Here is a 13,212-nt window from a genome sequence, read left to right as displayed (position 1 = left end):
CATGACAACACAAGCATCCGTACTGGAAAACCTCGCCGAAGTGCGGGCAATGATCCGCAAGCACAAGCGCAACGACTTTATCTTTTCGATTGTCGGTTTGCTGGCATTAATGATCGGCCTGCTCACCCTGCTCACCCTGTTTATCGATTTGGTGATAGATGGCTATCCCCGTTTCAACCTAGACTTCCTGACCAATTACCCTTCACGTCGCGCCGCCAGCGCTGGCCTGCTATCCGCCTGGGTAGGCTCATTGCTGGTCATGCTGGTCACCTTCTTCTCTGCCGTGCCCATGGGAGTTGCAGCCGGTGTCTATCTGGAAGAGTACGCCCCCAAGAACTGGTTCTCCGACCTCATTGAGATCAACGTCACAAACCTGGCTGGCGTACCTTCGATTGTCTATGGCCTGCTCGCGCTCGGCCTGTTCGTCTACGGATTGAATCTTGGTGAAAGCATCCTGACCGCAGGCCTCACGCTGGGCCTGCTCATCCTGCCTATCGTCATCGTGACGACACGCGAATCCATACGCGGCATTCCGGTTTCAATCCGTGAGGCAGCTTATGCAGTAGGCGCCACCAAATGGCAGGTCGTGTTCCACCATGTATTGCATTACTCCTCCGGCGGTATCCTGACTGGCATCATTATCGGCATGGCACGCGCACTGGGTGAAACCGCGCCTATCATCACTATTGGCGCACTCACATTTATTGCCTTCCTGCCGCCATCTCCAGTGAGCGATGTCGCGCCATTCATCAATTTCGAATGGCTGGAATCCGGCTTCACTGTGCTGCCCATCCAGATGTTCAACTGGCTATCACGCCCGGATCATGCCTTCCATATCAATGCCGCCGCCACTGGCGCCTTGATCATCGTCGTGACCTTGCTCATGAACGGCACCGCCATCTGGCTGCGTTACCGCATCCGCAAGAACATCAAGTGGTAAGCCGCTTATCAAGTAGAACAAACCAGAATCAGGATATTTAAATCATGGTGACAACAACTAGCCCGGTCAAAGCCGAATCACGCGACCTGAATTTTTATTACAACGGCGGTCACAAAGCGCTCAAAGGCATCACCATGCCACTGTACGAGAAGCGCATCACCGCCCTGATCGGCCCATCCGGCTGTGGCAAGTCCACGTTCCTGCGTTGCTTCAACCGCATGCACGACCTCTACCCGGGCAACAAGTACGATGGCCAGATCGTCATGCATCCCGACAACACCAATATTCTCGACAACGGCGTAGACCCGATCGAAGTGCGTATGCGCATCAGCATGGTGTTCCAGAAGCCCAACCCATTCCCCAAGTCCATTTACGAGAATGTCGCCTACGGCCTGCGCGTGCGCGGCGAACGCAGCAAGCGCGTGGTGGACGACAAGGTGGAAGAAGCGCTCAAGGGCGCTGCCCTTTGGGACGAGGTAAAAAACCGCCTACACGACCTGGCTTTCAACCTGTCCGGCGGTCAGCAACAGCGTCTGTGCATTGCACGTGCACTGGCTACTGATCCGGAAATCATGCTGTTCGATGAACCAACCTCTGCACTGGACCCCATTGCCACCGCCAACATCGAAGAATTGATGTCTGAACTGCGCAACAAGCTCACTATCCTGGTGGTGACCCACAATATGCAACAGGCAGCACGGGTCTCCGATTACACCGCTTACATGTACCTGGGTGAATTGATCGAGTATGACGATACCGATAGGATTTTTACCAACCCCAGCCGCAAGGAAACTGAAGACTACATTACCGGGAAATTCGGTTAAGTATTTTTAAGTATTTGCTGCATCAATAAAAAGCCGGAGCAATCCGGCTTTTTATTGAATAGTCTTCTCCTTATCCGCTGTAACGACTGATCCCAAGATCATCATGCTGAATATCGCTTTCACGTCCGGAAATGATATCTGTCAGCAACTTCGCAGAACCACAAGCCATGGTCCAGCCCAGAGTGCCATGACCGGTATTCAGGTACAGGTTGCGCAGATGAGTCCCGCCTACGATAGGCGTACCATCGGGGGTCATGGGGCGCAGGCCGGTCCAGAAGCTGGTTTGGCTCAAGTCAGCAGCCCCGGGAAACAGATCATCAACAATCATCCGCAAGGTAGTTTCCCGGCTTGAACTCAGGCTGCGGTCAAATCCGACGAGTTCAGCCATGCCGCCAACCCGGATGCGGTTGTCGAAGCGTGTAACCGCAGTTTTGTAGGTTTCATCCAGCACGGTGGATACTGGTGCATTGGCTTCTTCAATAATCGGCACGGTAATCGAGTATCCCTTGACCGGGTAGACTGGCAGATCAACGATACCTTTTAACAAATCACCCGAATACGCTGCCAGCGCAACGATATAGGCATCCGCCTGCAGGCATTGTCCATTCACCACCACGCCCGCAACCCTGCCGCTCTCAATCTGCAGTTGGCTAACCTCCTGCCCATAGAGAAACTGCACGCCCTTGGGAGCCGCCATTTCCGCCAAACGGGTAGTGAAAAGATGGCAATCGCCGGTCTCATCATGCGGCAGCCATAATCCGCCGGTCAGCCTGTGCTTTACATGCGCCAAGGCGGGCTCTGCCTTGGTCAGCAATGAGCTTGGCAGTAGTTCGAATGGCACATGCGCAAAGCGCAGGACTTCAATATCGCGCAAGGCACCATCGAGTTGTTCCTGGGTACGGAAAAGCTGCAGGGTGCCGCGCTGCCGCCCTTCATATTCGATACCGGTATCTGAACGGAGCTGATCAAGGCAATCGCGGCTGTATTCAGCCAGCCGCACCATACGCGCCTTGTTTTGCTCGTAACGTGCGGCAGTACAGTTTTGCAGTAATTGCCACATCCAGCGCAACTGCTGCCACGTGCCGTCCGGCTTGATGAACAGCGGCGCGTGGCGTCGCAGCATCCATTTGATTGCCTTGAGAGGAACGCCCGGCGCGGCCCAGGGGCTTGAATAGCCAGGGGAAACTTGTCCGGCATTGGCAAAACTGGTTTCCAGTGCCGGGCCGGGCTGGCGATCCAGCACAGTGACTGCATGACCTGCCTGTGCAAGATACCAGGCAGTGGTAACACCAATGACGCCACTGCCCATGACGATGATATGCACATTGAGTCCTCATCAAACGAGATGAGCTTAGCTTAGCATCAAGCCGACATATTGGGTGAGGCTGGCTGATTAACCGTTCTTGGCATTGAGGTTATTCATGCTGAGCACATGGAATGCACTACGGCTTTGCACACGCTGGTAAAACTGCAGCATGCGCTCTGCCTGCAGACGGGAAGTCCAGTGCTTGGCTGCATAGCGCCGGGCTGTCTCTCCCAGATTTGTACGTCGGCTCGGATTGGCAAACAGGCTGAATACTTTGGCGGCAAAGATGCGCTCGTCTTCAGGCGCAATCATGGCGCCTTCTCCCTCAATGAGGATAGACTCGGTGCCGAGCTCGGCCAATGCAACCACCGGGACGCCTTGCGCCATGGCTTCCAGCAGTACCAAGCCCTGGGTCTCGGTCTTGGAGGAGAATACAAACACATCGGCCGCCTTGTAGCAGGCATTCAACTCGGTATTGCGATCCAGATAGCCGATAAATTTGATGTTATCTCCCAACGCAAGCTCCTCGCTGACGGCCTCAAGATGTTTTTGCGCAGGACCTTCTCCGGCAATCACGAGCAACATATCGGGCTGCTGGCGCCTCAACTCGTTGGCCATGCGCAGCAGGAAATCAATGTTTTTTTCATGCGCCACGCGGCCGACAAACAATGCCACGGGGCGCAAGCGCGAGATACCGTATTTATCGCGGAAAGCCTCACCGTCAGCTTCGTGAAAACTACTGTCCTGCAAGCCCGTGGGAATCACTTCAGCGCTGGCCTTGACGCCATAGTTGCGCAAGGCATTGAGCATAGGCTGCGAAGGCGCAATCACAGCACTGACCGCATTGCACTGGCGCCTGGAGATGCTGATGGCCATCTTGCGTGCCATTGATTGCGGCATCCATGGCAAGTAATGATGCATGTAATCTTCGAAGAAGGTGTGATAAGTCTCCAGGCAGGGAATATCCAGCATGCGCGCAAGCTTGAGACCCAGGTAATGGGCAACAAAAGGCGTATGGATATGGATCACGTCATAATTCTCGTCACGCAACTCGGGTAGCAACTTCAGTGCCTCACCGTACCGCATCAGCTTGTCTTCAGGATCGAAATAAATACTGCGCGCCGGGATACGCTTGATCCAGGCCTCGTCTTCAGTGGCGATACCATAATCGGGTGCAATCAGGTGCACTTCATGCCCGAGAGACTGCATCTGGGCCGCAAAAGTGCGAATCGATGTTGAAACCCCGTTAACACGGGGAAAGTACACATCCGAGATGAATAATATCTTCACGCGATTCCTCTCCAGTCTTGAGAATACACAGCAATGAAGATACCTGCGGATTATGACGCTTCAATGAATTGCCATGCGCACGTCACATTTTTTGGCTAGACTTGTCCCATGGTAAACATCCGTTCCTTACTGTTATTGCTACCCGCACTGCTGCCGTCCGTCGCACTGGCTGCCCGCCCCATGATCACCGACGATGCACGTGTTGTGGATCCGCAAAGCTGCCAGCTCGAATCGTGGGCCAAGCGCAACCGGGACAGTACTGAGTATTGGGCGCTACCGGGGTGTAGCCCGACGGAGAATCTGGAGCTCACATTAGGCGGTGCCATGACGCGTGAAGATCGCGCCTCGCAGAATACCGACCTGATGATGCAGGCAAAGGCACTATTCAAGCCGCTGGAAACCAATGGCTATGGTTATGGCCTGGTGCTAGGCTATGCCCAGCATCCGAGGCTGGATAACAATTCCAGCATGGTAGGCAGTACCTATGCCTATATGCCGGTCAGCGCTTCTTTCTTCAGCGACAAACTGATCCTGCACACTAACTTGGGAGCATTGCACGATAAGGAAAAACGCCGTACCGACCTTACATGGGGACTAGGTTCGGAAATCCCGCTTTCAAACACCGTGGAACTGATTGCGGAAACCTATGGCGACCATCGCTCACGTCCTTACTACCAGGCAGGTGTACGCTACTGGGTTGTACGGGACCGGATACAGATAGACACCACCTACGGCAACCGCATGCACAACAGCGAGGACCGCTGGTTCAGCATCGGCTTGCGCCTGCTGTCTGCGCCGCTCTGGTAAAAAAACACTACCCGAATATCAGCAGCCCCCAGACCACGACCAGGTTGATCAAGGTCAGCAGCACAGCAGCACTGCCAATATCCTTGGCACGTTTGGCAAGCTGGTGGTTTTCCAGCGAGATGCGGTCCACAGTGGCTTCAATTGCAGAATTAAGCAGCTCGACGATGATCACAAGCAACACACTGCCTATCATGAGCGCCCTGGCAACTGCGTCATTGCCCAGATAGAGCGCCAGGGGAATAAGGACGATTGCCATCAGTACTTCTTGGCGGAAAGCGTCCTCATTTCGATAGGCCGCCTTAATGCCATCGACCGAGTAGCCAAACGCATTGATCAAGCGGCGCAAGCCGGTCTTGCCCTTGTATGGACTTTCCATGAATTCCCCAGAACGGTACGTTTGCAATTGAGCGCGGCAGTATAGCAAATCCCCTGCAGCCACTGCCATTGTCACAATAAAATCACGGATTTGCCACAAACCATTCATCGCCAGCCCGCACATTATGCGGCATGGAAACCGGCAAACTGCTCAAGCACATACTATGGCTGATTCCGCTGACCAGCTACAGCGCAGATGCCCAGGCCTGGGGCCTGGTCACCCATGTCTACTTTGCCCACTCCCTGCTCTGGGCCATGCCCTTGCTCGACCCGCGCCTGCAACGCGCCATCCGCCGCTTCCCGCAACTCGTCATGGCAGGTGCCTGCCTGCCGGACCTTGCCATCGTCTCGCGCCGCTTCAGCCATAGCCACTACTGGGAAAACGCCCACCAAATGCTCGCCAGCGCACAAGATGATGAAGAAACTGCTATCGCCATCGGTTACGCCAGCCACTTATACATAGACGTCATCGCCCACAACCACTTTGTTCCGGCACATGAGGCCATGTGGCTGGAAAACAGCATAATCACGCACATAGGCGCCGAATGGGCCATGGATGCCTACCTCGCACCCTTGCTGGAAAGCTCCCCTACGCAATTGCTACTTAAGCACCGGCATTGCCTGGGCCGTTTTATCGCGCCCTACTTCAACTGTCGTCCAACTGAAGCGATCCAGGCAATCTCAAGGCTAGGGCATGCCGACCGCGTATTGCGCTTATCGCGCCTGCCCGGAATGATCTACCATGGCATGCGGTTCATGGATAAGCGCCTATTTCGTAATTTCAGCTTCTACATCGCCAGAACCCAGACAGCGCTTTCCCATATCGGTACATTATTGCAGGGAGGCCGTCCACACTGGGAACCAGAGCTAAACCATATTTCTGGTGAACAAATGCAACGCTGGCGTAAACGCTGCCTTACCGACCTCAAACGGCGGTTGAATAGCCCGATTGAATATTTTTACTAAGCCCGCTCCGCAGCCCCCCCCCAAATCAAGGGCGAGCGCAGCGATGCCAAGTCCGGGTTTGACCTTCGCTCCCATGTGACCGCGCCGAGCAGCGGAGCTTGTAGCGGAAACAGGCTGGCAGCTGTTTGAGCGACGCGAGTTCTGTCAGCCCCGCTATAAGCGAGCAGCGCAGGGGATGTCGCGGGCAGTTGGGGAACCTAAGGTCAAAAGCAACTTGGCTTTGCTACGCTCGCCCTTAAATTAAGAGGTGCCATCCTGACCTTAAATCGGTTGGTAATGCTCAGGATGATTGCAAAAGCGATGCAGAATATGAAAGATGCCGGGAAGCCCAGCATGACATATCAACTAGACCAGCATGAAAGACATCGAAGCGATCAGGGCGCCAATTCCTGCCCCGGCAAGCACATCACTTGGATAGTGGAGTCCCAGCACCACACGCGACATCGCCACCAGGGCAGCAAACGGCAGGATCAACAAGTTGAGTTCAGGATAATAACTTAGCGCAACCACGCTGAATGCGACGGCATGCAATGTATGGCCGGAAGGAAAGCTGAATTTGTCGAGTGGTTTGCCCGCAAGCCAGATATCCTGGTGGACGGCATATGGCCTGGGGCGCAACGTCTTGCCTTTGAGCCATTTGTAGATAAGCGTGCCGGTGAGGCCGACGGCAATCATATGCAGGCAAGGGACAACGCCTGCCTCCCCCTGTGTCAATATGATCCCGAGCATGACGGCATACCAGAACACGCCATCGCCCAGCCGACTCACCAAACGGAAGCTCCAGCGCACCAGCCGGTAATGGCTGCTGCGGTTGGCCTTGATGCACAGGGCGCTGTCGAGCGCACAGATACGGTCAAGATAAGTTGTCAGCGGACGGTTTTGCATGCGTGCAGATTCGCACGCCTCGATGACAAAACCGTGTCACTCCGCTGAATTTATGATGACAGCATTTAGCCTCCAGCCACTTGCTGCACCACCGCGGCAATGTCTTCGGCAAGGCGCTGCACCAATGCTCTATCCTGGCCTTCGACCATGACGCGGATCTTGGGCTCAGTACCGGAAGCACGCAACAGCACCCGGCCGCTGCCGTTCAATGTATCTTCTGCAGATTTAACCGCAGCCTGTAGCTGGGGATGTTCATCCAGTGCGATGCGTTCCGCCACCTTGACGTTGATGAGCACCTGTGGATAAAGCGGCAAGCGCTTGCCCCAGTCCGCCAGTGTCAGGCTGGATGCCCGCAAGGCATGCAGCACCTGCAAGGCAGCAATGATGCCGTCGCCGCTGCTGTGCTTGTCCAGACAGAGGATATGCCCGGAGTTCTCCCCACCCAGTTGCCAGTTGTTGGCATTGAGCAGCTCCAGAACGTAACGGTCACCCACCTTGGCACGCTGGAACAGAATACCGGCTTTGCCGAGGGCATGCTCCAGCGCGAGGTTGGTCATCAGGGTGCCAACTACGCCACCCTCAAGCTGGCCGCGCTCATACCGATGGCTGGCAATGATATAAAGCAGTTGGTCGCCATCCAGCAACTGGCCATCGCCATCCACCATGAGCACGCGGTCACCATCACCGTCGAATGCAATGCCGAGGTCGGCCTGGTTTTCCACCACGGCCTTTTGCAATGTCTCTGGGTGTGTGGAACCCACATTGAGGTTGATATTAAGGCCATTCGGGTTCGTGCCTATGCTGATCACTTCTGCGCCCAACTCGTGGAACACCGGTGGTGCCACGTGATAAGTCGCGCCGTGGGCACAATCGAGCACGATCTTGAGGCCGCGCAAATCCAGCGCATTAGGAAATGTGCTTTTGCAGAATTCAATATAACGCCCCGCGGCATCATCAATACGCTTGACCCTGCCTATTTGCTCAGCCGGAACCAGTTCCATGGGTTGATCCAATTCAGCCTCGATTGCCAGTTCCACTTCATCAGGCAGTTTGGTGCCCTGTGCCGAGAAGAATTTGATGCCATTGTCATCAAACGGGTTATGCGATGCGGAAATGACAATGCCCGCCTGCGCACGCTGCGCACGGGTGACATGGGCAATGGCCGGCGTCGGCAACGGCCCAGTGATGCGGACATTAACACCGCCGGCACATAGGCCCGAGACCAGTGCAGTCTCGAACATGTAGCCCGAGATGCGGGTATCTTTACCAATAATTACCAACGGCTTGGTGCCTGGCGCCAGGTGATGGTCCATGCGTGTCAGCACGCGCCCGGCAGCATAACCGAGCCGCATGACAAAATCCGGAGTGATAGGGAATGTCCCTACCTTGCCGCGCACACCATCGGTACCAAAATACTTTCTGCTCATCATTCACTCTTTTTCTTTTATAAGCCGCGCTCAGGCATTGACCACGGCATCCACCACCTTGAGCGCATCAACGGTCGCCTTCACATCATGCACACGGACAATCCGAGCACCTTTCATGACAGAAACCACGGAGGCTGCGAGGCTGCCATGCAACCGCTGGTCGACATCACTGCCGAGAATCTGCCCGAGTACCGATTTGCGTGACAATCCCACAAGCAAGGGACGCCCCAAACTCAACACCTCGGGAAGGCCGTTTAACAAGGCAATATTATGCACAGTACGCTTGCCGAAACCAAAGCCCGGGTCGAGGACGATACGCTCGGCAGCAATACCCGCAGCCTGGCTTGCCTGCAAACGCTCCTCTAGAAAGGCTTTTACCTCCTGCACGACATCCCCATAAGTTGGGTTTTGCTGCATGGTTTGCGGCGTGCCCTGCATATGCATCAAACAAACTCCGGCATTGCCTTCAGCCGCGGCGTCCAACGCCCCCGGCGCTTGCAAGCCACAAATATCGTTAATGATGGCAGCGCCTGCATTGACCGCCTCGCGCATCACTTCCGGCTTATAGGTATCAATCGACAGCGGCACTTCCACCTCTCGCACCAAACGTTCTATCACCGGAATCACCCGGCTCAACTCCTCATCCAGGCTGACAGGCGTGGCATTGGGCCGGGTGGATTCGCCGCCGATATCGAGGATATCGGCGCCCTCGGCCACTAGTTGCAACGCGTGCGCCACTGCAAGTTCTGCCGAGGCATAACGGCCCCCATCGGAAAAGGAGTCCGGTGTGACATTGACAATGCCCATGACGTGCGGGCGCATGAGGTCAAGCTGAAACTTGCCGCAAATGAATTGATTGGAGTTATGCATACATTGATTAAAAAACGGAAATAATAAAGGCCACAAGTCCCGAAGTCATTGCTTTCGAGTGGCTTGTGGCCTTGGAACTTGAATCAGATTTAGGTTTTAGCGGCAGGCTGCGGTGCAGGCTCTGTCGTAGTGCCGCCGCCGCTATCATTATCTGCGGCAGGCTTGTTGCTTGGCGGCGCAGGCTTAGGCGGACGGGGCTGGTTGCCTTTCATGATGTCCTGGATCTGCTCGGCATCGATGGTTTCCCATTCCAGCAAAGCTGCCGTCATGACTTCCACCTTGTCACGGTTTTCTTCCAACAACCTGCGTGCCACGGCATATTGCTCATCCAGGATACGTCGGATTTCCGCATCCACCTTCTGCTGGGTCGCCTCGGACACAGTCTTGGAAGACATGCTGCCGAAGAACGAATCCTGCTCGCTACCCGCATACACCATGGTACCCAATACATCGGACATGCCGTATTTGGTCACCATGTCGCGCGCGATCTTGGTGGCCCGCTCAAAGTCGTTAGAAGCACCGGTGGACATCTGGTGCATGAAGATTTCTTCCGCAATACGACCGCCGAACAGGATGGAAATTTCTTCCAGCATCTTGTCCTTGTAGTTGCTGATGCGGTCATGCTCGGGCAATTGCCAGGTCAGGCCCAGCGCCCAGCCGCGAGGCATGATGGTCACCTTGTGCACAGGATCGGCATGCGGCAGCAGGGCAGCCACGACGGCATGGCCAGATTCGTGGTAAGCCGTGTTGCGGCGCTCTTCCTCGCGCATGATCATGGATTTGCGCTCAGGCCCCATGAATATCTTGTCCTTGGCATCCTCGAAATCTTGCATATCGACAGTGCGCTTGTTGCGGCGTGCCGCAAACAATGCAGCCTCGTTCACTAGGTTGGCCAAGTCGGCACCAGAGAAACCTGGCGTACCGCGCGCAAGGATATCGGCCTTGACGTCGGCATCAATCGGCACCTTGCGCATATGCACCTTGAGAATCTGCTCACGACCACGGATATCGGGCAGGCCGACCATCACTTGGCGGTCAAAACGCCCAGGACGCAGCAGCGCCTTGTCCAGCACATCAGCACGGTTGGTAGCAGCAATGACAATGACGCCGGAATTGGCCTCGAAGCCATCCATTTCCACCAGCATCTGGTTGAGCGTCTGCTCACGCTCATCATTACCACCGCCAGTACCAGCACCACGATGACGGCCTACAGCATCAATTTCATCAATAAAGATGATGCAAGGCGCATTTTTCTTGGCCTGTTCAAACATGTCGCGCACACGGGCTGCACCCACGCCAACGAACATTTCAACGAAGTCGGAACCGGAAATCGTAAAGAAAGGCACCTTGGCTTCGCCGGCAATCGCCTTGGCAAGCAGGGTTTTACCTGTACCGGGAGGGCCAACCATCAATACGCCGCGTGGAATGCGTCCACCCAGCTTCTGGAACTTGGTCGGGTCACGCAGGAATTCCACCAGCTCGGAAACCTCTTCCTTGGCTTCGTCGCAACCGGCGACATCGGCAAAGGTCGTGTGGTTGGAATTTTCATCCAGTTGGCGCGCCTTGCTCTTGCCGAACGAGAACGCACCGCCCTTGCCGCCACCTTGCATCTGGCGCATGAAGAATACCCAGACGCCGATCAGCAACAGCATAGGGAACCATGAGACAAAAATACTCATGAGGAGAGAAGGCTCTTCGTCTGGCTTGGCTTCCACGGTCACGTTGTGCTTGAGGAGATCGGATACCAACCATGGATCAGACGGCGCATAAGTATTGAATTTACGGCCTTCATTGGTAACACCCCGTAGCACGCGGCCGTCTATCGTGACCTTGGCGATCCTGCCGTCTTTCACCTCATTGATGAACTGGGAGTACACCACCTGGCTTTCCGAAGAACCCTTGGGGCCGAACTGGTTGAAAACCGTCATGAGCACCAGAGCCACAATCAGCCAGATAGCAATGTTCTTTACGATGTTATTCAAAGTCCCGATCCTTATTCATATGGGAATTTACTGCTTTATTCTAAACCTATTTTAGCTGCCCTGCCCCAATATTCAGGCATTCTTGCGTTTCAGGCCGAGAAGATAAACCTCACTGCTACGGTCGCGGGAAGCCTTGGGTTTGCGCGTTACCACCTTTTCAAAACTGTCGCGCATGGCAAGCACAATCTCGTCAAATCCGGAACCGATGAACACTTTGACCAGGAAATTGCCGCCCGGTTTCAACCAATCGCGGCTGAATTCAAGTGCCAACTCGGTCAAATGCGCCGCATTGGCTTGATCAACTACACTGATGCCACTGATATTGGGGGCCATATCGGCAATTACAAGGTCTACCGGCTTTCCATCCAGACTTTTTTCCAGCTGGGCCAATACCGCATCTTCACGGAAGTCCCCCTGAATGAACTCCACGCCGGGAACCGGCGGCATTTCAAGAATATCCAGCGCAATCACGCGTCCTTTACCTCCAAGGCGGTGCATGGCGACCTGCGACCAGCTTCCCGGGGCTGATCCCAGATCAACGATGGTCATGCCCGGCTTGATCAGTTGATCCTTTTCATCAATTTCAATTAGTTTGTAAGCTGCGCGTGCGCGGTAACCATCCCGCTGCGCACGCTTGACGAACTCGTCATTCACGTGCTCTTGCAGCCAAGCTTTACTGGTAGGTCGGCGCTTCATCTGCTAAACTGCGAGCCTTTTCGAATCAACAAGATAAATCAATTGAATTCCAAACAAATCAGTTTTCTGCGTGGCTTGGGCCACGATCTGAACCCAGTCGTGATGATTGGTAATAACGGCCTGACAGAACAGGTTCTGAAGGAAATCGACGTCAGCCTGAAATCCCATGAATTGATCAAGATCAAGGTATTCGGCGACGATCGCGCAGCCCGTACTGCAATGTTGCAGGAAATATGCGAGAAGACCAACGCCATTCCTGTGCACCATATCGGCAAGCAGCTGGTTATCTACCGCCGGGCAGAACAACCCAAGATTATAATTCCCAAATAAATATTCTTAGAAAAGAAGCCGCAACCTTGGCCAGCTAGGCTTGAGTGCGGCTTTTCTTTATTGCCTGCCCTTGAAAATCAGGACCAATCCCAGCAGGCTCTGAACCAGATAGCCTACGCTGGCGATACCATGGATAAGGCTGAATTGATCCGCAAAGTCGCTATGCATTACATCTGAAGGCAAAGCTTGCGCCTTCAGATCCGCCATCATCGGCTGTATGCCGAACTGCCCAGCAATCGCGATCAGGAGCATGATGACCACGGCCCAGAAAAAGCCCTGCTTCAATGCAAAAATCCCTGAACGCAGCAAGCGGTGTAGCAACAAGTAGGCCGCGCTTGCAAAGCCTATATAGGCCACCAGCTCGAACAAACGCCCGGCAAGGTTGCCGGCCAATGGCTTATCTGCTGCCAGTTGGCTGAACAGGCTGGGCGCCACGACATAGCCAACGACCCACAAGGCCCCTACCCACAAGGTAATGACGATCAATGCCAACCTGTCCGACCATGCGTTCATA

14 protein-coding genes are annotated in these 13,212 nt (G+C 54.8%); 5 read left to right on the top strand and 9 right to left on the bottom strand.

Annotated elements, in window-relative coordinates:
• Position 1: 1 nt before the first annotated feature.
• Complete coding sequence (pstA, locus tag LG198_RS12800; protein WP_230343569.1) at positions 2-940, top strand: phosphate ABC transporter permease PstA; 939 nt, start codon at positions 2-4, stop codon at positions 938-940.
• A 44-nt stretch (positions 941-984) separates the two neighbouring features.
• Positions 985-1,764 carry a phosphate ABC transporter ATP-binding protein PstB gene (pstB, locus tag LG198_RS12795; protein WP_230343568.1) on the top strand — a complete coding sequence of 260 codons (780 nt, stop codon included), beginning with the start codon at positions 985-987 and terminating at the stop codon, positions 1,762-1,764.
• Between the two features lie 70 nt (positions 1,765-1,834).
• Here pstB and LG198_RS12790 read toward each other — a convergent pair whose 3' ends face one another.
• Together LG198_RS12790 and LG198_RS12785 are read right to left on the bottom strand one after the other, a co-directional pair.
• Positions 1,835-3,088 (bottom strand): D-amino acid dehydrogenase, encoded by a 1,254-nt coding sequence (locus LG198_RS12790; protein WP_230343567.1) that lies wholly within the window; start codon positions 3,086-3,088, stop codon positions 1,835-1,837.
• Between the two features lie 69 nt (positions 3,089-3,157).
• Complete coding sequence (locus LG198_RS12785) at positions 3,158-4,360, bottom strand: glycosyltransferase (RefSeq protein ID WP_230343566.1); 1,203 nt, start codon at positions 4,358-4,360, stop codon at positions 3,158-3,160.
• Between the two features lie 108 nt (positions 4,361-4,468).
• On the opposite strand from LG198_RS12785, the gene LG198_RS12780 reads away from it, so the two are divergent.
• The gene (locus tag LG198_RS12780; protein ID WP_230343565.1) at positions 4,469-5,167 is read left to right on the top strand and encodes a hypothetical protein; all 699 of its coding nucleotides are present in this window, start codon (positions 4,469-4,471) and stop codon (positions 5,165-5,167) included.
• 7 nt (positions 5,168-5,174) lie between these two features.
• Here LG198_RS12780 and LG198_RS12775 read toward each other — a convergent pair whose 3' ends face one another.
• The gene (locus LG198_RS12775; RefSeq protein ID WP_230343564.1) at positions 5,175-5,543 is read right to left on the bottom strand and encodes a diacylglycerol kinase; all 369 of its coding nucleotides are present in this window, start codon (positions 5,541-5,543) and stop codon (positions 5,175-5,177) included.
• Between the two features lie 131 nt (positions 5,544-5,674).
• Between LG198_RS12775 and LG198_RS12770 the strand changes: the two genes are divergently transcribed.
• Positions 5,675-6,508: a zinc dependent phospholipase C family protein gene (locus LG198_RS12770; protein WP_230343563.1), complete on the top strand. Its 834-nt coding sequence runs from the start codon at positions 5,675-5,677 to the stop codon at positions 6,506-6,508.
• Between the two features lie 345 nt (positions 6,509-6,853).
• On the opposite strand, the gene LG198_RS12765 is transcribed toward LG198_RS12770, so the two are convergent.
• The 5 genes from LG198_RS12765 to LG198_RS12745 all read right to left on the bottom strand — a co-directional run bounded on the left by LG198_RS12765 (position 6,854) and on the right by LG198_RS12745 (position 12,368).
• The gene (locus LG198_RS12765; protein WP_230343562.1) at positions 6,854-7,393 is read right to left on the bottom strand and encodes a phosphatase PAP2 family protein; all 540 of its coding nucleotides are present in this window, start codon (positions 7,391-7,393) and stop codon (positions 6,854-6,856) included.
• Positions 7,394-7,458: 65 nt separating this feature from the next.
• A complete protein-coding gene (gene glmM, locus LG198_RS12760) occupies positions 7,459-8,820 on the bottom strand; it encodes a phosphoglucosamine mutase (RefSeq protein ID WP_230343817.1) in 1,362 nt (453 codons plus the stop codon).
• A gap of 30 nt (positions 8,821-8,850) precedes the next feature.
• The gene (gene folP / locus LG198_RS12755; protein ID WP_230343561.1) at positions 8,851-9,690 is read right to left on the bottom strand and encodes a dihydropteroate synthase; all 840 of its coding nucleotides are present in this window, start codon (positions 9,688-9,690) and stop codon (positions 8,851-8,853) included.
• Positions 9,691-9,779: 89 nt separating this feature from the next.
• A complete protein-coding gene (gene ftsH / locus LG198_RS12750; RefSeq protein ID WP_230343560.1) occupies positions 9,780-11,672 on the bottom strand; it encodes an ATP-dependent zinc metalloprotease FtsH in 1,893 nt (630 codons plus the stop codon).
• A gap of 72 nt (positions 11,673-11,744) precedes the next feature.
• On the bottom strand, positions 11,745-12,368 hold the full coding sequence (locus LG198_RS12745) for an RlmE family RNA methyltransferase (protein WP_230343559.1): 624 nt from the start codon (positions 12,366-12,368) through the stop codon (positions 11,745-11,747).
• A 42-nt stretch (positions 12,369-12,410) separates the two neighbouring features.
• On the opposite strand from LG198_RS12745, the gene yhbY reads away from it, so the two are divergent.
• Complete coding sequence (yhbY, locus tag LG198_RS12740; RefSeq protein ID WP_268866866.1) at positions 12,411-12,698, top strand: ribosome assembly RNA-binding protein YhbY; 288 nt, start codon at positions 12,411-12,413, stop codon at positions 12,696-12,698.
• A gap of 57 nt (positions 12,699-12,755) precedes the next feature.
• Here yhbY and LG198_RS12735 read toward each other — a convergent pair whose 3' ends face one another.
• A complete protein-coding gene (locus LG198_RS12735) occupies positions 12,756-13,211 on the bottom strand; it encodes a DUF4149 domain-containing protein (RefSeq protein ID WP_230343558.1) in 456 nt (151 codons plus the stop codon).
• Position 13,212 lies beyond the last annotated feature (1 nt).

The sequence above is a fragment of the Methylobacillus arboreus genome, assembly GCF_020532725.1.
Classification (GTDB): Bacteria; Pseudomonadota; Gammaproteobacteria; order Burkholderiales; family Methylophilaceae; genus Methylobacillus; species Methylobacillus arboreus.
The sequence above is the reverse complement of the archived record's forward strand: the minus strand, read 5'-3'. Positions and strand labels throughout refer to the sequence as shown.